Source organism: Sphingosinicella terrae, assembly GCF_003347635.1.
GTDB classification, from domain to species: Bacteria; Pseudomonadota; Alphaproteobacteria; order Sphingomonadales; family Sphingomonadaceae; genus Allosphingosinicella; species Allosphingosinicella terrae.
The window spans coordinates 1,147,426-1,166,288 of the sequence record NZ_QDFY01000001.1; the positions used below are offsets into that span (position 1 = coordinate 1,147,426).

The window sequence follows — 18,863 nt, forward strand, 5'->3', positions numbered from 1 at the left end:
GGCCCCGCTTGGCAAACGGACTAGCATGCATGCATAAAGTCCGCTAGCGTAATGTTCGTGTACGGACAGTTTGGACCGAAGACTATAATTGCGTATGTCAGGAGCAGGAATGGGTAAGGTGGAGCGTTCGGGGCCGCTCGCGGGCTTCAGGGTGATCGAGGTAGCAGGAGTCGGGCCGGGACCCTTTTGCGCCATGCTCCTCGCCGACATGGGAGCCGACGTGCTCAGGATCGAGCGGGCGGGTGCCGAGCCGTTGGTGCCTCCGATCGACCCGGTGAAGAACAGCCTCCATCGCGGGCGCCGCTCCGTCACGCTCAACCTCAAGGACGCCCGCCAGCGCGACGTCCTTCTCGATCTTGTCGAGAAGGCCGACGTCCTGCTCGAAGGCTATCGCCCCCGGGTCATGGAACGCCTCGGGGTCGGCCCGGAAATCTGCCTCGAGCGAAACCCAAGCCTCGTCTACGCGCGGATGACGGGATGGGGCCAGACCGGGCCGCTCGCCGACAAGGCCGGTCACGACATCAACTATTTCGCGCTGTCGGGAAGCCTCGGCCTGTGCGGCCGACCCGGAGAGGCCCCGCTGCCGAACCTCAACCTCGTCGCCGACATGGGCGGGGGCGGCATGATGCTCGCCTTCGGGATAGCCTGCGCCCTGCTCGAGGCAGGGCGGTCCGGCCAGGGCCAGGTGATCGACGCCGCGATGACGGAGGGGGCGGCCTTGCTCGCGACCATGATCCATTCCTATCGCGCGATGGGCCGCTGGTCCGACCGACGAGGCGAGAATTTCATGGATGGCGGCGCGCCCTTTTACGAGGTCTACAGGACGGCGGACGACGGCTGGATGGCGGTCGGCGCCATCGAATCGAAATTCTACGCCGACCTGCTGCGCGGCCTCGGCATCGATCCTGCCGATTTCCCCCACCAGCACGACCGCGCCAGCTGGCCTGCGATGAAGGCGCGGTTCGCCAAGATCTTCGCCGAACGCACCCGTGCGGAATGGGAAGAGATCTTCGGCGCGCTCGATGCCTGCGCAACGCCGGTCCTGAGCCCCGACGAGGCGGCGGCGCACCCCCACAACCGGGCGCGCGAGGTATTCGGCATGTATTCGGGAGTCCAGCAGCCGCTGCCGGCGCCGCGCTTCAGCCGCACGCCGGGACGGATCGCCGCGCCGCCGCCCGCCGACGACAGCGGCGGCCTCGCCGCCCTGCGCGAATGGGGCCTCACCGGAATCGAGTGGCTGGAGGATCGCGAGGCCGCCTGACGGGTTCATCTGGCATCGATCGCCGGTCCGGCGCGGAGCATCGAGGGAGAAGAGGATGAACAGGGAATTGGCCCTGCGCCTTCTGGATCGGTCGCACGACCTCGTCTCGACGGCGCGGATCGATGGCGCGGCCGTCCACGACCTCGAGGGCCAAAGACTGGGGTCGGTGCATTCCCTGATGATCGACAAGAGAAGCGGGCGCGTCCGCTACGCGGTCATGCTTCTCGATGGCGGCGACGAGACGCTGCGCGTCCATCCGCTTCCCTGGGGAATGCTCGATTACGATCCCGCTTTGCCCGGCTACCGGGTGGCGCTGACGCCCGACCTGCTCGCGCGTGCGCCGCGCCTCACGCTCGACGAGGATGAGCGGCCCCGCGAGATCGGCGACAACGAACTCGCCCGCTATTACGGGCTCTCTTCGGAAGAGGCGGCCTTGCCGCTCCCGATCGAGGAGAATGATTTCAACTCGCAGACGGTCTGAGGAGGACTACCTTGAGCCACCGCGCCGTTGCCTTCCTCGAGGAATGGGTCCGGGACAATCATTTCGAAATCGGGCCGAAAGGTATCGAGGATTGCCGTGAAGCCCTGCTTCGTGACGCGCATTCGCTCGGAATCGGGCTTGCCGAGATCGAGGAAGAAGCGGGCAGTCTGGATGCCTATCTGGAACGGGCGATCCTTGATCGCTCCGCCGAGCAACTTCGCCGAATGGGGGAGAGCGGCACGAGCGACACCTGATCGCGTCGTCCGCGGGCTCAGTCGTCGATCGTTCCGCCAGCCGCGCGGATGATGGCCACCACCTGCTCGCGTCCGACACGCGCCTGATCGAGCCGCACGGTCAGGCACACGCGCGCGACCTCTCCCTTCTCTCCGCCCTCGCCACCGCGCAGGCCAGAGAAGGAGGCGGCGCTATCGGGAACCCCGACCTCGTCCGCCCGCGAATCCGTATCCCTATCGGGAAGGATCAGGTCCATTTCCTCGTCCTGGATACCCGCGGCGCCGAGCTGCGACATGGCGCGGGCCGCTTCGGTCTCGTTGACGAACAGACAGCGCATGATCTCGGTCACCTCGGGTCTCCTTCAGGCAATGACGACCACGCCGCGGCGATCGAGATCCTCGATCCGGTTCTCGTCATAGGAGAGATCCGCCAGGATCTCGCGCGTCGACCCTCCGGGGATCGGGGCGGGTATGTCATTGCCATAGGCCGACCGCGAAAAGGTCACGAGCGAGCCGATCTCGCGAACGACCCCGAAAGTCGGATGAGGCACCGTCCGCACCGTGCCGCGGGCGACGAGCGCTTCGTCGGTGAGGATTCTGCGCTCCATGTCGGTGCGCGCCGGCTCGACCCAGATACCCGCCGATCCCAGCGATCGGACAATCTCGTCGCTGCTTTGCGCGCGAAGGGCCGCGGCGATCGCATCTTCCTCCGCTTCCTCCCATGTCTCCGGACGGTCGGAAAGGCTGCCCGCCAGGCCGAGGCGGTCGCGCAGCGCAAGCGCTGCCTTGCGTCCCCGCGCCGCAACCGCCACCCAGCCGTCGCTCGCCTCGTACAGCGCCTCGGCCGGATGATAGCCGCGCAAGCCGGAGCTCAGCTGCCGCGCGCCGTCGAAACGGCCGTCCGGATGCTGAAAGAGCTCGGAGTGGCCGAAGATGCCGGCATTGACGAGGGGAAGCTCGAGCGCGGCGCCGTCGCCGGTGCGGGCGCGATGATAGAGTGCCGCCAGCACCGCGACCGTGCCGATCATTCCGCCCGTCGAATCGACGAGGTTCGAGCGATTCCAGCGCGGCGGATTGCCTCGGCCGGCGGCTTTGGCCTCATGGCCGCACCAGGCCTGCATGACCATGTCGAAGCCGGCCTTGAGCGCCAGCGGCCCTTCCGTGCCATAAGCCGGCGCTTCCGCCACGATGAGGTCGGGCTTGCGCCCGTGCAGCGTCGCGGGATCCACGCCCAACCGGGCCGATACGCCCGGCCGGAAGTTGCTCATGACGACGTCGGCGCTCGCGCACAGGGCATCCAGGATCGCCCGCCCGTCGGGGTCCTTGAGGTCGACGCCGATCGCCTTCTTGCCCCGGTTGGCGAGCGTGAACGCCTTGAACAAGGATCGATTCGGATCGCCGGCCTTGGCTTCGACCTTGATCACCTCGGCACCAAGGTCGGCCAGGAAGACGCCGGCGAGCGGTCCGGCGACGAAGGCCCCGCAGTCTATGACCCGAATCCCTTCGAGCGGCCGCCGCGGCGCCGCCGGAGGGCGCATCGGTCCGTTGGCCGGGGACAGGCTCACCAGGAACGGCAGGCCGACGCGGCGGGTGCCGTCGGAATCGCGCACGATGATCCCGTTGCGGGCGATCTGAGGCTCGTCCCAGCAGGCGCCGGGCTCCAGTACAGGTTCAGCCGGCAGCCCGCGGGACCAGATCGCCTCGAGCAGCTCGTCCTTGTCCTTCTTCGCGACATGGACGGCGAGGAGATCGTAGTCGCCGTAGAAGTTTCGCGGGCTTGCACCGGGCTTGGGCATCCCGCTGTCGGTGGGGAGCACCGTCGGATCGTCGATCTCGAGCGCCTGGTACATGCCGTATTTGGAGCCGGCCCCGCCGATGACGAGGTGAATATAGGCGCCGTCTCGAGTCTGGAAGACGAGCGGCGACACGCCTCTGGGCACGACATAGTCGGCCGCCGGCGTCGGCTTCTCGAGAATGGCCCAGTTGAAGCCGGTCCAGGCCAGAGCTCCCTCGAACAGGGATGTCGCGACATATTGGCCCAGCCCGCTGCCTTCCCGCTCGTACAGCGCGGCCAGCAATCCGATCAGCCCCTGCAGGGCCGCTCCGTAATTGCCAGGCTCGAAGGCATTCACGATCGGCCGGTCGGGAAGCTGCTCCCAAGCCAGGCCGGAGCGCGCTTGCGCGAGCAGGTCGGTCTGCGGCTTGCCGGCATAAGCGGTCCCGGCCGGCCCATCGGTGAAGTCGAGCAGCACGAGCCTCGGATGGCGCGCGGCGATCGCACGACCGTCGCAGCGCCGCTCGATGTCCGGATGATCCTCGCCCCCGATCAAACAGATGTCGGCTTGACCGAGCAAGTCTTCGAGCCGCTCGGCCGATGCCCCCGCCTCGAACGTCGCGCCGCGGCGCCACACGCCATAAGCCGCATAATAAGAGTCGAACGGATCGCCTGGCTCCGGCGGGATGCGCGTGACCCGGGCCCCCGAATCCGCGAGAAACCTCGCGACCAGGGCAGGCGCCATGCCCACGCCCAGATCGACGACGTTGAGACCTTCCAACAACCTTGCTTCCGACACCTGCGCCCACTCCTGTTCACTGGCAGCTCTTTCCGGCTTCGACCGCGAGCCTGATTGGCCGTCGTCGGCCGATCTAGAGGTAGCGACGGCCCAGCAGGCTCTTCATCAGCTCGGTAGCGCCCGCGAAAATGCGCTGGACACGGGCGGCGGTGAACATGCGCGAGATCGGATTCTCGTCCATCCAGCCATTGCCACCCCATAGCTGGACGCAGCTGTCCAGCGTGCGAAACTCGAGCTCGCACAGCCAGATCTTGGCCATCGAGGAATCGGCGTCGGTCAGCGTCCCGGCCCACATCTTGCGGATGAGATTGTCGAGATAGGCGCGGCCGACCGAGATCTCGGTCTCCATCTGCGCGAGCATGAACTGCGTGTTCTGGAAGTCGACGAGACGTTGACCGAAGATCTTGCGGTTGCGGCAATGCTCCACCGTCAGCTCGAAGGCAGCCTGCGCCGCGCCGACCGAGCGGGCGACGATCTGCATCCGGTCGAGTCCGATGGTCGGGATGAACATGGCCATGGCCTTGTTCTCCTCGCCGAGGAGGTTGGAGACCGGCACGCGGACATTGTCGAAGAAGATCTCCCCGGTGTCCCCGCCCTTATAGCCTTGGGTAATCATGCGGCGTCGGGTGACGCCGGGCGTGTCGCCCGGTACCAGGATCACGCTCATCCCCCTGCCCTTCGCGGCCGGATCGGTCTTGACGATGGCGTAGATGAGATCGGCCTTGGAGCCGTTCGAGATGAAGCACTTGCTGCCGTTGATGACATAGTCGTCGCCGTCGCGAACGGCCGTCGTGCGGATCGAGGTGGCGTCGCTGCCCGATTCGGGCTCGGTGAGCGCCATCGCCTGGATGACGTCGCCCGTCAGGATGCCCGGAAACCAAGCCTTCTTCTGCTCTTCGGTGCCGTGGTCGACGAGGAAATTGGTGCAGATGTCGGTGCCGATGAAGGACCCCATCGTGGCGCCCGAAGGGGCGTAACCGAGTTCTTCCGCCGCGACCATGATCGCCATCCGGTGGGCGCCGGCGCCGCCATATTCCTCGGGAATCGTCGCGCCGAGGATCCCATATTCGCCGGCCTTTCGCCATATCGCGCGGTCCGATCCATGCTCCTCGAATTCGCGAACGCGCGGCTCCACCTCGCGCCGAAAGAAGGCGCGGACGGTCTCGCGATACATTTCCAGCTCTTCGCCATAGGGCGACTCGACGTCGCCAGCGGGCAAGGACGCAGTCTGCAGCATTTCGTCTCTCCTCGCCGACCGCTCAGCGGCGGACCGGTCGCTTCCATATCGTTCGCATGCTCACCGTAAGCGCTGGCCAAGCGTCGGGCAACCCCTTCGGGCCGGACGGAGCACCGGTCAGGCCAAGGCCTCCAGACCCTTTGCGATGGCGACTTTCTGAAGCTCGGACGTGCCCGCATAGACGCGCTGGATGCGCGCGGCGGTGTACATGCGCGAGATCGGATTCTCGTCCATCAGCCCGGCACCGCCGAAGAGCTGGACGCATTTGTCGAGCACGCGTCCTTCCATCTCGGTCGCCCACAGCTTGAGCATCGCGCCCTCGTCGAAGCTCAGCGCCTTGTCGCGGAACTTGACGACGCAGCTGTCGAGGAAGCTTTCGGTGACGGCAATGTCGGTCCTGCACTCGGCCAGCACGAACTGCGTGTTCTGGAAATCGAAGACGCGCTGGCCGGAGACCATCCGGCTCTTCACATAGGCCAAGGTGAGATCGAGGGCGGCGCTGGCGGCGCCGAGGCAGCGGCCGGCAATCTGAAGCCGATCCTCGAGAAACGTGTCCATGAGGATCTTCATCGCCATGCCTTCACGGCCGATCAGGTTCGAAACGGGGACGCGGACATCGTCGAACGAGAGCGCGCCGGTATCGCCATGGGCCCAGCCCATCATCGGGATCTTGTGTCGCGCGACGCCGGGCGTGTCGGCATCGACGATGATGACGCTCATGCCCCGGCCCCGCTGACTGGGATCGGTCTTGGCGACGACATAGAGGACGTCGGCGCCGGCCCCGTTCGAGATGAAATATTTCTCGCCGCTGATGACATAATCGTCGCCGTCCCGGATCGCGGTCGTCTTGATGGCGGTCGCGTCGCTTCCGGCGTCCGGCTCGGTCAGCGGCATCGCCTGGCTGATCTCCCCCGCAAGGATGCCCGGAAGATAGCGCTGCTTCTGCGCGTCATCGCCGTGGAGGACGAGAATGTAGGTAGCGATATCCGCCATCAGCGAAGAACCGGTCGTGGCCGATCCCGGCGTGCGGCCCAGCTCTTCCGCCAGGATGACATTGAAGGTGAAATCGCCCCCCGCGCCGCCATATTCCTCGGGGATGCACGCTCCGAGCAGACCGGCCTGTCCCGCGCGCCGCCAGAAATCCTTGTCGATTCCCCCCGCCGCCTCGAACTTCTTCAGCTGCGGCTCATGCTCGCGGTCGAAGAACGCGCGGGCCGTGCGACGAAACTGCTCATGTTCGTCAGAATAGCCGATCCGCGCCATCTTTCCCTCCTGGTGATTGTCCGTTTGCGAATTATAAGGAAGCGGACTAATCGGCCGATGTCAAATGGGATGGATGCCGCGGCATGATCGACGCGCCGGCACGCCGGTTCGTTACCGTGCAAGATGGAGCTCAGCGATGACCGGACGCAATCGCCAGATCAGGCTCGCTTCGCGCCCCGATGGAATTCCGCAGGCCGACAATTTCGCGATGATTGAGGACGACGTCCCTGAGGCGGCCGACGGAGAGTTGCTGGTCCGCAATCTCTATCTCTCCGTCGAACCCGCCATGCGCGGCTGGATCGTGGACAAGGGCAATTATTCGGCACCGGTCGCGATCGGCGAGGTCATGCGTTCCCTCGCCGTCGGCTGCGTCGAGCAGACGAATGTCGACGGCTTCGAGAAGGGAGCGCTGCTGCTCGGCTGGTTCGGCTGGCAAGAATGGGCGGCGGCAACGCCGGACAAGGTGATCCGGCGCATCAGGGAAACCGACCTGTCGCCTTCCCTTGCCCTCGGCGTGCTCGGACTGAACGGAGTGACCGCCTCGCTCGGGCTCGACCGGATCGGCCGCCCCCGTCCCGGCGAGACCGTGCTCGTCTCCACCGCCGCGGGCGCCGTCGGCTCGGCGGTCGGCCAGCTGGCGCGCCTGCAAGGATGCCGCACCATCGGCATTGCCGGCGGCCCGGACAAGGTGGCGGCCTGCCTGTCCGATTTCGGCTACGATGCCGCCATCGACTACAGGTCGGAGGATGTTGACGCCGCGCTGGCGCATCTCGCCCCGCGGGGGGTCGATGTCTATTTCGACAATACGGCCGGATCGATCAGCGACGCCGCGCTCAAGCATCTCGCCATTGGCGCTCGCGTCGTCGTCTGCGGCACGGCGGCGATCGCGCGCTGGGATCCGCCGCCGACGGGCCCTCGCGTCGAGCGTCACATCCTGACGAAACGGGCCCGAATGGAAGGATTCGTCATCTTCGATCATATGGACGCCTTCGATCCGACGGCGGCAAGGCTCGCCGAATTGGTCCGCGACGGCCGTCTCCGATTCCGGGAAGAAATGGAGGAAGGAATCGAAAGCTGCCCGGGGGCGATCGCCAAGCTCTATTTGGGTGCCAACAAGGGCAAGCTGATCATTCGACTGGGGCAATGACCCGTCCCGCCCCGATCGGTCTGGCGCGTTTCGTCGCTCATGGATCAAGTTCTCGCATGGGCCTCCCGGACCGCCCGCAGCTGGACATGGACGAGCCGACGGGCAAGAGGCGCGTCTCCCGCTGCAAGTGCGCCTGCGATGGCATCGCACCGCTGAAAGACCGTGCTGTCGATGTCCGCCGACGGCCGTCCCGGAACCACCCTCTGGGTGAGGGCCGCAATGACCTCCAGCACCCTGTCTCCGGAAGCCGCCACGACCGTACGAGAAATTTCGGCCAGGGCCTCGAGCGTCTCTTCGGGGCGTCGTTCGGCACGCTCGCGGGCCGAAGCGATGACCGATCGGATCGCATCGATCGACGGTCCGTCCCGACGTTGGGCGGCAAGGCCGGCCGCCTCGACCTCCAGGCAGGTCCGGACCTCGAAGGCATGCCTGTCCGCGCCGTCCAGTGACCGAAGAAAGGGCACCACGGCCTGAAAGGTGGACTCGGGGTCGGGAATGGCGACGCGAAGGCCTCCGCCCTTGCCTCTCTTCATGGCCACCACCGAATAGGCTTCCAGCATCCGGATGGCCTCTCGGAGGACCGATCGGCCCACGCCGAACTGCGCCATCAGTTCCGCTTCGGATCCGAGCGGCTCGCCCGGCGCGAGCGCATGATCGGCGATGCGACGGCTGATCTTGAGCGCGATCCACCTCGGCAGCTTCATGCCGTGCCGCGCGGCATCGGCGTTGATCCGGCTCATCGTGCCGATACCTGAAGCCTTGATCGACCGCAGCTGGTTGCCATAGTCGCTGCGGATCGCGGTTTGCGCGCGATGGGGATCGCAGGCGAGAACCGCGCTCAGCAGCTCCGCCTTCACCGCCTTCGATATGCGAAGATGTCGCTCGAATTCTGTCGCTTCGTAGACCCGCGCCATGGAGAGGCCGGCGAGCGCAATCTGGAAGCCGGCGACGATCATGGCGAGCACGGGATTGCGCGAGGCCGTCGCCAAGGCATTGCGATGGGCGCGAAAGGTCGCCGTCTCCGCATCCACGTCGCGCGGGGGTTCGATCATCTCCGCGGCGAAACCTTCGAGGAGGGCCGCCGAATCCTCGTCGATCCGGTCGATGGCGAGGTCCACGGCGAGCGACTCCAGGCGCTGCATCACCGAGATCATGTCCTCGAGACGGGCATCGCTGACCTCGAGGAACGTGGCCAGCGCCATCACCGCGGCGTCCCACGCCGGCGCCGAGACGACGAGGCCGCCGCCCTTGCCGGATTTCATCGCCGCGATCCCGCGCAATTCCACCAGACCGAGCGCTTCGCGGATGACCGCGCGGCTCACCCCGAACCGTTCCTTGAGCTCGCTTTCCGTGGCGATCATCGCGCCGACCGGCCAGCCGGCATCCGCGATGAGTTCGACCATGCGATCGGCAGTGACGGCGCTCAGTTTTGACATCAGGGCCCTGTCGAGCGTGCGGGTTGTCCCGTCAAGCGCCGGCAGCGCGAATCGCCCCTCTACACCCATAAAGAGTGTCATCTTTCACGAACCTGTTCGGTCGGGCACGGCGTCCGTCCGCATACGAGACATCCCGAAAAAGTCGGAATTTTCAAAATCCTTCCTGGCCGGATGCCGCTCTTCTCTACCGTGTTGCCCTAGTTCGTACGTCTGTGTATCATCATCAGGCTGACGACAATCACAAGCGACACCCGGACCATGTTCGTCCTGTCCGGGCCAAGTTGCGACGATCAGGGGAGAGAAAGAGTGACAGGTTTAATCCTCGTCCGGACCACGGCCAGCTTTGGCCTGGCCGCCCTCGCCGTGACCTCGACGGCCGTTCGTGCCCAGGATGTCGCCTCGTCCCCCGATCCGGCGGAGACGCCGGCCGGCGAAGCCGGGGAGGCGGACACCGGAGGCGACATCGTCGTCACCGCCAACCGCCGCGAGCAGCGGCTTCAGGACGTGCCGGTTTCCGTCACCGCCGTTTCGAGCGAGATGGTGACGTCGCGCGGCCTCAGCGATCTCAAGGGCCTGACCGAAGCGGTCCCCAGTCTCGTGCTGGTGCGAAGCGCCACCTCGAACACGCCGTTCATGCGCGGGATCGGCGCCGCGGCGGCATCGCCGTCGAACGAGCCGTCGGTCGCCACTTATGTCGACAATATCTACATCCCGTCGAACGTCGCGACGGTGTTCGACTTCAACAATATCGAACGGATCGAGGTGCTGCGAGGTCCGCAGGGTACGCTGTTCGGCCGCAATGCCGTCGGCGGCGTCCTCCACGTCATCACCCGCGACCCCGGCTACGATCTTGCGCTCGATGCCGATCTCGGCATCGCCAATTACGAAACGATCACCGGCAATCTCTATGCGAGCGGCGCTCTCGCACCCAACCTGGCCGCCAATCTCGCGATCCATTTCGGCGACCGCGGCGAAGGCTGGGGACGCAACGCCGTGACCGGTCGCGACACCTACACCTATTCGTCGCTTGCCGGCCGAGCGAAGCTGCTGTTCGAGCCCGGCCCTGACACGCGCATCCTGCTGGCCGGCGACTATGATCATTTTGAGGGCGCGCAGGGCGTGCTGCGCACAGCCGTTCCCGGCACCGTCACCGCGGGTGCGACGCCCAATGCCGGGTTCTACAACGTGGCCAACAATGTCGACGCGACCAACGAAGTCGACACCTATGGCGGCAGTCTGCGCGTGGACCATGATTTTGGTGGCTTCGGCGTCACGAGCATCACAGCCTATCGTGAAGTGCGCCAGGACGTCGTCTACGATCTCGACACGTCACGGCTCGACATCACGCGGGTGACGCTCGACACGCGGGCGGACACGTTCACCCAGGAGCTTCAGCTGCGCTCGCTGCCGGGCTCGCGGCTGGAGTGGATTCTCGGCGCCTACTTCTTCGACAATAGTACCCGCTTCGCGCCCCAAGGAGTGCTGATTCAATCGACCAATCAGCAGTTCGTCTTCTCCGCTCAGAAGTCCCGGTCGCTCGCAGCTTATGGCCAGGCCACCTACGAGATCCTCCCCCGTACCAATCTGACCGCCGGTCTGCGCTACACGCATGACGAGCGCTCGATCGCGGGCATCACGACGTTCAACGGCACCCAGATCGCCTCCGCCGAGCAGGAAGCCGAGTTCGGCCGCCTTACCTGGCGCCTGTCGGTCGATCACCGGATCAATGACGATCTGCTTGCCTATGCGTCCTACAATCGCGGCTTCAAGAGCGGCGTCTTCGACATCACCAGCTATGCGGCGCCGGCGGTCGATCCCGAGATTCTCGACTCCTATGAGATCGGCTTCAAGAGCGACTGGTTCGACCGGCGCCTCCGCGTCAACGTCTCGGCCTTCCACTACGACTATTCCGACATCCAGGTGACCCAGATCTTGGGAACCACGGCGGTGACCGTGAACGCGGCGCGCGCCAAGCTGGACGGCGCGGAAATCGAGGTCACGGCGCGGCCGCTGCGGGGCCTGGAATTGACCGCATCGGCGTCCCTGCTCGACGCCAAATATACCAGCTTCCCGAACGGCCCCCATTTCTCGCCCAACGGAGCGCCGCCGACCTGCGCGATCATTCCCTACCCTGCCGGCGCGCCCGGCGGCCAGACCCAGGTTCCCGGGGGCTGCGACCTCTCCGGCAACCGGATGATCTTCGCGCCCAAATACACGTTGAATCTCGGCGCGTCCTACAGCTTCGACACCCGCATCGGAAATCTCACCCTTGCCGCGAGCTACTTCCATACCGGGGCCTACGCCTTCGAGCCCGACCAGTCGGTCGTGCAGGACGGCTACGGCCTTCTCAACGCATCGGTGGCGTGGCGATCGCCGAGCGAGCGATGGGGGCTGAGGTTGTGGGGACGCAACCTCAACGATGCGCACTTCTTCTCGGCGGCCAACAGCACCTCGGCCGGAAGGATCTATTCGGCCGGCGAGCCCCTCACCTACGGCCTCACCCTGAGCGCCCATTACTGATGCAGGGAATTCCCCCGCTCCCCGGCGCTCCCCTCCCCTCGCCTTTCCGAAGCAAGGAAATCCCATGACGTTGGCCCGACAGGAACGCCCGGTCTTCTCGAGCGAGCATGACCAGTTTCGCGAGACCGTGCGCCGCTTCTTTCGCGACGAGGTCGACCCCCATTACAAGGCCTGGGAGAAGGTCGGGATCTACGATCCGGCAATCTTCCGCAAGGCCGGGGAATACGGAATCCTGCAGGCGGGGATCCCCGCCGAATATGGCGGCATGGGCGGCGACTTCCTCCACCACGCCATCCTCCACGAGGAGGCCGGCTACTCCCTGGGCGGGATCAGCATGGGCGGCGGACTCAGCACCGACAGCTCGAGCTATCTCATCTTCGCCGGCGGCACCGAGGGACAGAAGCGGGAATGGCTGCCGCGCTACGCGAGCGGCGAGGTCATCGCCGAAGCCTGCTTCACCGAGCCGCATGCCGGCAGCGATCTGCGCGCCATCCGGACGATAGCCCGCCGCTCGGGAAGCGACTATGTCATCAACGGCGCCAAGATGTGGTGCACCAATGGCGTCCACCTCAATCTTCTGCTGACCTATGCGCTGGTCGAGAAGGAAGACGGCTCCGTCGGCGCCGGAATCTTCCTCGTCGACGGCGACATGCCGGGCGTGACCAAGAGTCGGCCGATCGAGACCATCCACCGCGGATGCGGCGCCGAGACCGAGATCTTCTACGAGGACGTTCGCGTTCCGGCGGACCGGTTGCTCGGCGAGAGCCAGGGCAACGCCATGGCGAGCGTCCTCAAGATCATCACCGACATGCGGGTCGCCCAGGCCTGCCGCTTCCTCGCCGGCGCGGAGACGGCCTTCGATCTCACCGTCGACTATGTCCGCAGCCGCAAAGCATTCGGCCAGACCGTCTACGACTTCCAGGCCACCCAGCATGCGCTCGCCGAGATGAAGACCGCCATTGCGACCTTGCGGCCGTTCGTCGACCAGTGTCTCGACAAGATCCGACACGGGACGCTCACCCCGGCTGAATCCGCCATGGCGAAGCTCGCCGCGTCCGAAACCGAATTCAGCGTCGCCGATCGCTGCCTTCAGCTACACGGCGGCATGGGTATCGCGCTGGAAACGCCGATCTCCGGAATCTGGGCCACAGCGCGAATCCATCGCATCTTCCTCGGCACGTCCGAAATCCAGAAGAACGCAATCGCCCATTCCATCTGAGGAGCCAAGCGACATGAGGACGAGCTCCGAGAATGAGGCCGCCCAGCTGCTGTCGGGCCTTCGCGTGGCCGATCTCGGCCAGGGCATGGCGGCGGCGATCGTCGCCCGCTTTCTGGCCGATGCCGGCGCGGACGTGATGCGGGCGGAGCCGGCGACCGATTCCCCCTTCAATGCGCTCTATCCAGCCTATCGGGCCTGGCATTCCGGTTCACGGGTCGCCGGTTCGTCCGAAGAGCTTCGTGCATTTCTCGCCGAGGCCGACCTCTGCATCCTTGGCGGAGAGGATCATCCGGAGGCCCGACGAAGCCACGATCATCTCGTCGATGCCAGCCGCTATCCGCGGCTGGTGATCGTCCGGATCGATGGCAATCCGGCCGACCTTGCCGGCGAGGGACGCCCAAGCACGGAGCTGCTTGCCCAGGCGCTCTCAGGTCTGGTCTGGGAGCAATTTCCCGACCGGCCGGTGGCGATGTGCTTCGCGCCGGCGAGCATCGGCGCGGCCTTCCAGGCTCTGCTCGGTGGCCTTGCCGCCCTCTTCGAAAGAGAGGGCAGCGGCCTCGGCCAGACGGTTCGCACATCGCTCCTCGAAGGCGCGATGTCGTGGCTGCCCATGTTCTGGGCGGATTTCGAGACGCCGACGCCGGCTGCCGCCTTCATCACCCCGAAGGATGCGGTGCCGCTCGTCTTTCGCTGCCGCGACGGGCAGTTCCTGCATTTCGTCATCGGCGCCGCGGGCTCCAAGTACAAGCTCTACCAGGTGCTCGGGATCGACGATCCCACGGTCCAGCCTGGCGACAGCGGCATGCCCCGGCCCGGAGGTGACCCGCGCAACTTCTATGGAGACATCGACCTGCTCGCCGAGCGCTGCGCCCAGCGCGATCGCGACGAGCTGCTCGAGGCGCTCTGGGCCGCCGGGCTTCCGGCGGAGCCGGTGCTGCCGCCCGGCGGCGCCTGGGACGACCCGCAGATCGCGCGCAACGGGGTCATTGTCCTCGAGCCGGACGGGAGCCGCCGCGTCGGGCTGCCGTTCCGCGCCAGCCTTCGCTCGCCCGCCAAGCCGCGACCGCTGCCGGGCGGCGACCGGCCGCTCGAGGGCGTGCGCGTGGTTGATTTCGGCGCTTTCGTCGCCGGACCGCTCGCCTCGCAGCTGCTCACCGGCCTCGGTGCCGAGGTCGTCAAGGTCGAGCCGCCCGCCGGCGAGCCGAGCCGCGGCCTGGTCCGCGGCTATCTCGCCGCCAATCGCGGCAAGAAGGGCGTCACACTCGACCTCAAGACCGACGCAGGGCAGGAACTCGCGCGCAGGCTCGCGACCCGGGCGCATGTCGTGACGAGCAACTTTCGCGCTGGCGTATCGAGGCGGCTCGGCATCGATCCCGAAACGCTGGGCCGGTTGCAGCCGGATCTCATCGTCCTGGAGAGCCCGGCTTATGGCTGCGAGGGGCCGAGCGCGGAACGGGCCGGCTTCGACATGGTCATTCAGGCGGTATCCGGGCTCGAGCATCGCGCCGGGGCGGCCTCCGGCCTGCCGATGTGGAACCGCCTTTCGATGGTCGATTTCGCCGGCGGCACGATAGGCGCGATCGCCCTATTGTGCGCCCTCGTCGCCCGTCGCCGCCAGGGCGTCGGGGTCAGCCTGGAAGCGCCACTGGTCAATGCCGGCCTGTTCCTGCTGTCGGAATTGGTCCAGCGCAGCGACGGGCGATTCGTCGGCGCCCCTGAAGTCAATGAAGCGGGGACGGGCTTCGATTCGCTGGACTCGCTCTACCGTACCGCCGACGGCTGGATCGCCTTGGTCGGTCGCGGCAAGGGCGCGGCCAACCGCATCGGAGCCGCTCTCGGGGTGACGGAAGCGGGCCGGGACGCCCTTGCGGCCGCCCTGGCCAGCCTGGCAACCGAAATCGCGCTGGCCCGGCTCCGCGAAGCCGGCATCTGGGCAGAACCTTGCCGGACGGGCGTTGCGCAGCGGCTTCTGGACAGTCCGGCGCTCGCCGAACGTGGCCTCGTCCGGATCACGCGCCATGCGATTTACGGCAGGACGCGCGATCTCGGGCTCTTCTTCACACTCTCCCGCTCGCCGGTCGGCAACGATGTGCCGCTGCACGAGGTTGGCGAGCATGACCAGGAGATACTCGACCCCTTGCGCGCCTGACCCGGCGCGCACGCGGCCTGTGCGCGGCTTTAGGCGGTCCAGACCTTCATGTTTTCGACCGCGTCGGCGAAGTCTTCCATGAATTCCTGGACGACGGTGCGGCAGGATTTCTCGCTGGAGATCATGCCGATGCCTTGGCCGACGCCCTCGGTGACGAGCGGCATGGCCCCCTCGTTTCCACCCGCGACCGATTTCTCGATCTGCTGAAAGGCGCGATCGGTGAGCAGATGCTGGAAAGGCATCGGCAACGGACCGGGGCTGTCGGCGCCTTCCCAGGCCTCGTTCCAGGCCGAGCGGAGCTGGCGCGCCGTCTTTCCTGTCATGGCCCGCGACCGCAGGGTATCCCGCGACCGGGCGGCGAGCAGACGGCGCTTCACCGCCTCCGAGACGCCCGATTCCACCGTGGGCAGCCACACCGATCCGGTCCAGGCTCCGGCAGCGCCCATGGTCATCGCCGCCGCCATCTGACGGCCGGTGACGATCCCACCCGCCGCCAGCACCGGAACATCTGACCCCGCATCGCGCACGGCTGCGACCACCTCGGGGACGAGCACCATCGTCGATACCTCGCCGCAATGGGCGGCCGCCTCGGTTCCCTGCGCGACCAGGACATCCACGCCCAAAGCGAGCTGGCGGAGCGCATGCTCCTTCGAACCGACCAGGGCGCCGACCGGCACGCCGGCGGCGTGCGACTTGTCGATCATGAACTGCGGCGGGACGCCAAGGGCGTTGACGAACAGGCGAATGGGATGGCGCAGCGCTTCGTCGACCATCGCCTCGGCGGTATCGAGGAAGTGGGAGATGTCGTGATCCTCGTCCGCGGGGACCGGCGTCTTCGGATTGACGCCGTGGCGGGTGAGCAGGCCATCGACGAAGTCTTTGTGCGCTTGCGGGATCTTGTCGTACAGCTGACGGCTGCTCTGCTGCGACTGATCGCGATCGGCCATATTCTCGGGAATGGCGAGATCCACACCGTAGGGCTTGCCGTCGACATGCGCATCGATCCAGTCCAGCTCGATCTTGAGTTGATCGGGTCCGATCATGGCGCCACCAAAGACGCCGAATCCGCCGGCCTTGCTGACGGCAGCGACCACGTCGCGGCAGTGGCTGAAGGCGAAAAGCGGGAATTCGATGCGCAGCATCTCGCAGATCTTGTTGCTCATTGTCTTCTCTCCTGAATGCCGTCGCCCACGCCGCGCGCACCGAAACGCGGCGGCCGCCTGTCCCGCAAGGCGGTCAGGGCCTCGGTGAAATCCTCGCTGGCCGCGCAGCGGCGGACCGCGGCCAGCTCCGCCTCATATTGCGCCGACAGGCTGTCCGACTCCGCCTGGAGCAGCGCCTTGGTCTCCCTTATCGCGAGGCGGGGACCGTCGGCCAGTTGCCGTGCCGCCGCCAGCGCCGATGAATCGAGCGAGGCGTCGGGAACCATCCGGCTGGCCAGGCCCCATCGTTCCGCCTGTGCGGCGTCCAACGTCTCACCCAGCAACAGGACCTGCGCCGCCCTCGCCCAGCCCACCTTGCGCGGCAGGAACCAGCTCTCGCCGTGGTCGGGAACGTGGCCGAGGGCAATCTGCGGCGCCCTGAAGCGCGCCGTCTCGGAAACGAACAAGAGGTCCGCTCCGAGCGCGAACTGGAAACCGGCGCCGACCGCCCATCCGCGAACGGCGGCGACCACCGGAATGGGGAGCGCCGCGAGCGCGGCGAAGATCCCATGGGTCAGCTCGACGACCGAGCCGGCCACGGCCTCGGCGCGCGCGTCCGGGGAGCCTTCGAGGAGCGAGCCGAGATCACCGAGATCGGCCCCAGCGCAGAAATCGCCACCGGCACCGTCGATCAGGACGGCTCCGATCGAATCGTCGGCGGCGATTGCGGCGATGATCCCGACGAGCGAGCGGCACATCACGAAGGTCAGGGCGTTCTTCGCCTTCGGCCGGTCGAACCGGATGCGGGCGACGCCCTGGTCTACCGTCAGGGTAATTCGCCCGTCCTGCCCGCTCCCGCCCATGATCCGCCCGAAATATCGCTACCACAAAGTAAGCTAGGGTACTTTCTTCGGTTGCGCAACCGGGGTCGGGAAGTTAGGAAGCGTACGATATAGGATGGAGATGATGATGGCGGAAGAACGGCTGCTTCGCGAGGTCGAGCAGTTCATGCTCGAACGGGTCATCCCGGCAGAGCCGATCCACCACTCGCAGCTGGCGCAGGCTGCCGACCGTTGGACCTATACGCCGATCATGCGCGAGCTGCGCGCCGAGGCGAAGGCGCGCGGCCTGTGGCTGTTCCCGCTGCCCGAGCGACTCGGTGGGCGAGGCCTGAGCCTCACCGAATTCGGGCCGATCGCCGAGTGCATGAACTGGTGCAACTTCGGGCCCGAAATCTTCAACTGCTATTCCGGCACCATCTCGAACGCGACCGTGCTCGACGCCAATGCGTCCGACGAGCTCAAGGCCCGCTATCTGTCCCGGCTGCTGTCGGGCGAGGCGCGCTCCTGCATCAGCATCACCGAGCGCGGAATCCCCTCCTCCGACCCCACGGAGCTGAAGTTCGAGGCACGACGCGACGGCGACGACTATGTGCTGAATGGGGTCAAGAGCTGGGCGACGGGCGCGGCGATGCGCGAATGCGAGTTCATCCTCGTCCTCGCGGCAACCGCGCCGGACGCTCCCCGACATCAACGCCATTCGCTGGTCCTGGTGCCGAAGGATACGCCCGGCCTCACCCTCGGCCGCATCGAGACCGTGATGGGGTTCGACGACGCGCCCTTCGGCCATTGCGATCTCGTTTTCGACGACGTCCGTGTCCCGGCCGGAAACCGGCTCGGCGAGGAAGGTCAGGGCTTCACCCTTATCCAGGCAACCTTGGGCGTCGGCCGGATCCAACTCGGCATGGGCGCGGTCGGAGCGGCCGAGCGAGCGATGATGGAGATGTGCCAATGGGTCGAGGAACGGGTGATCGGCGGCCGCCCGCTCTCGGATCGCGGCGTGGTCACGGACGCCATCGCCCGCTCCCGGATCGATATCGACCAGGCCCGCGCCTTCATCGCGCAGACGGCCAGGGACATGGAAGCCCACGGCCTCAAGGCGGTGCGCGGAGCGGTGGCTCAGCTGAAGGTGCTCGCGCCCAATATCGCGCTCGACGTCATCGACCGGGCGATGCAGTTCCACGGCGGCGCCGGCCTCAGCTGGGACACGCCCCTGGCTGAATTGTGGGCGCATCAGCGCGCCGTCCGCATCGGCGAAGGCGCCGATGAAGTCCATCGCGAAACCGTGGCCAAGCTGGAGCTGCGGCGGCAGGCCGAGCGTCGGGCCGCGGCATCGGCCGCCGCCTCCGCAGCGGCCGCCTGA

General features: G+C 66.6%; 15 protein-coding genes. 8 read left to right on the forward strand and 7 right to left on the reverse strand.

Translation table 11 applies throughout. The features are described from left to right. Positions 1-109: 109 nt before the first annotated feature. The 3 genes from DDE10_RS05355 to DDE10_RS05365 are packed head-to-tail and all read left to right on the forward strand — an operon-like array spanning position 110 to position 1,996. Positions 110-1,261 carry a CaiB/BaiF CoA transferase family protein gene (locus tag DDE10_RS05355; RefSeq protein WP_114951619.1) on the forward strand — a complete coding sequence of 384 codons (1,152 nt, stop codon included), beginning with the start codon at positions 110-112 and terminating at the stop codon, positions 1,259-1,261. A gap of 55 nt (positions 1,262-1,316) precedes the next feature. Next, on the forward strand, positions 1,317-1,742 hold the full coding sequence (locus DDE10_RS05360) for a PRC-barrel domain-containing protein (protein WP_114951620.1): 426 nt from the start codon (positions 1,317-1,319) through the stop codon (positions 1,740-1,742). Positions 1,743-1,753: 11 nt separating this feature from the next. Next, complete coding sequence (locus DDE10_RS05365; RefSeq protein ID WP_162806325.1) at positions 1,754-1,996, forward strand: DUF768 domain-containing protein; 243 nt, start codon at positions 1,754-1,756, stop codon at positions 1,994-1,996. Positions 1,997-2,013: 17 nt separating this feature from the next. Here the strand turns inward: DDE10_RS05365 and DDE10_RS05370 are convergent, their stop codons facing one another. The 4 genes from DDE10_RS05370 to DDE10_RS05385 form a co-directional block, all read right to left on the reverse strand. Beyond that, entirely contained in the window at positions 2,014-2,325 is a 312-nt protein-coding gene (locus DDE10_RS05370) for a hypothetical protein (protein ID WP_114951622.1), read from the reverse strand. 12 nt (positions 2,326-2,337) lie between these two features. Further along, entirely contained in the window at positions 2,338-4,548 is a 2,211-nt protein-coding gene (locus tag DDE10_RS05375) for a CaiB/BaiF CoA-transferase family protein (protein WP_162806327.1), read from the reverse strand. Between the two features lie 73 nt (positions 4,549-4,621). Continuing rightward, a complete protein-coding gene (locus tag DDE10_RS05380; RefSeq protein ID WP_114951624.1) occupies positions 4,622-5,785 on the reverse strand; it encodes an acyl-CoA dehydrogenase family protein in 1,164 nt (387 codons plus the stop codon). A 117-nt stretch (positions 5,786-5,902) separates the two neighbouring features. Further along, a complete protein-coding gene (locus DDE10_RS05385) occupies positions 5,903-7,048 on the reverse strand; it encodes an acyl-CoA dehydrogenase family protein (RefSeq protein ID WP_114951625.1) in 1,146 nt (381 codons plus the stop codon). Positions 7,049-7,184: 136 nt separating this feature from the next. On the opposite strand from DDE10_RS05385, the gene DDE10_RS05390 reads away from it, so the two are divergent. After that, the gene (locus DDE10_RS05390) at positions 7,185-8,195 is read left to right on the forward strand and encodes an NADP-dependent oxidoreductase (protein ID WP_114951626.1); all 1,011 of its coding nucleotides are present in this window, start codon (positions 7,185-7,187) and stop codon (positions 8,193-8,195) included. A 44-nt stretch (positions 8,196-8,239) separates the two neighbouring features. Here DDE10_RS05390 and DDE10_RS05395 read toward each other — a convergent pair whose 3' ends face one another. Further along, a complete protein-coding gene (locus tag DDE10_RS05395; protein WP_162806329.1) occupies positions 8,240-9,631 on the reverse strand; it encodes a FadR/GntR family transcriptional regulator in 1,392 nt (463 codons plus the stop codon). 306 nt (positions 9,632-9,937) lie between these two features. On the opposite strand from DDE10_RS05395, the gene DDE10_RS05400 reads away from it, so the two are divergent. The 3 genes from DDE10_RS05400 to DDE10_RS05410 all read left to right on the forward strand — a co-directional run bounded on the left by DDE10_RS05400 (position 9,938) and on the right by DDE10_RS05410 (position 15,519). Further along, positions 9,938-12,151 carry a TonB-dependent receptor gene (locus DDE10_RS05400; protein WP_162806331.1) on the forward strand — a complete coding sequence of 738 codons (2,214 nt, stop codon included), beginning with the start codon at positions 9,938-9,940 and terminating at the stop codon, positions 12,149-12,151. Positions 12,152-12,215: 64 nt separating this feature from the next. Further along, positions 12,216-13,370, forward strand: a complete 1,155-nt coding sequence (locus tag DDE10_RS05405; RefSeq protein WP_114951629.1) for an acyl-CoA dehydrogenase family protein — start codon at positions 12,216-12,218, stop codon at positions 13,368-13,370. Positions 13,371-13,383: 13 nt separating this feature from the next. Next, positions 13,384-15,519: a CoA transferase gene (locus DDE10_RS05410; protein WP_114951630.1), complete on the forward strand. Its 2,136-nt coding sequence runs from the start codon at positions 13,384-13,386 to the stop codon at positions 15,517-15,519. A gap of 29 nt (positions 15,520-15,548) precedes the next feature. Here DDE10_RS05410 and DDE10_RS05415 read toward each other — a convergent pair whose 3' ends face one another. Continuing rightward, the gene (locus tag DDE10_RS05415; RefSeq protein ID WP_114951631.1) at positions 15,549-16,682 is read right to left on the reverse strand and encodes an NAD(P)H-dependent flavin oxidoreductase; all 1,134 of its coding nucleotides are present in this window, start codon (positions 16,680-16,682) and stop codon (positions 15,549-15,551) included. Further along, a complete protein-coding gene (locus DDE10_RS05420; RefSeq protein WP_114951632.1) occupies positions 16,679-17,524 on the reverse strand; it encodes an enoyl-CoA hydratase/isomerase family protein in 846 nt (281 codons plus the stop codon). Before DDE10_RS05420 ends, DDE10_RS05415 begins: the two co-directional genes overlap by 4 nt. 106 nt (positions 17,525-17,630) lie before the next feature. Between DDE10_RS05420 and DDE10_RS05425 the strand changes: the two genes are divergently transcribed. Next, complete coding sequence (locus tag DDE10_RS05425; protein WP_162806333.1) at positions 17,631-18,863, forward strand: acyl-CoA dehydrogenase family protein; 1,233 nt, start codon at positions 17,631-17,633, stop codon at positions 18,861-18,863.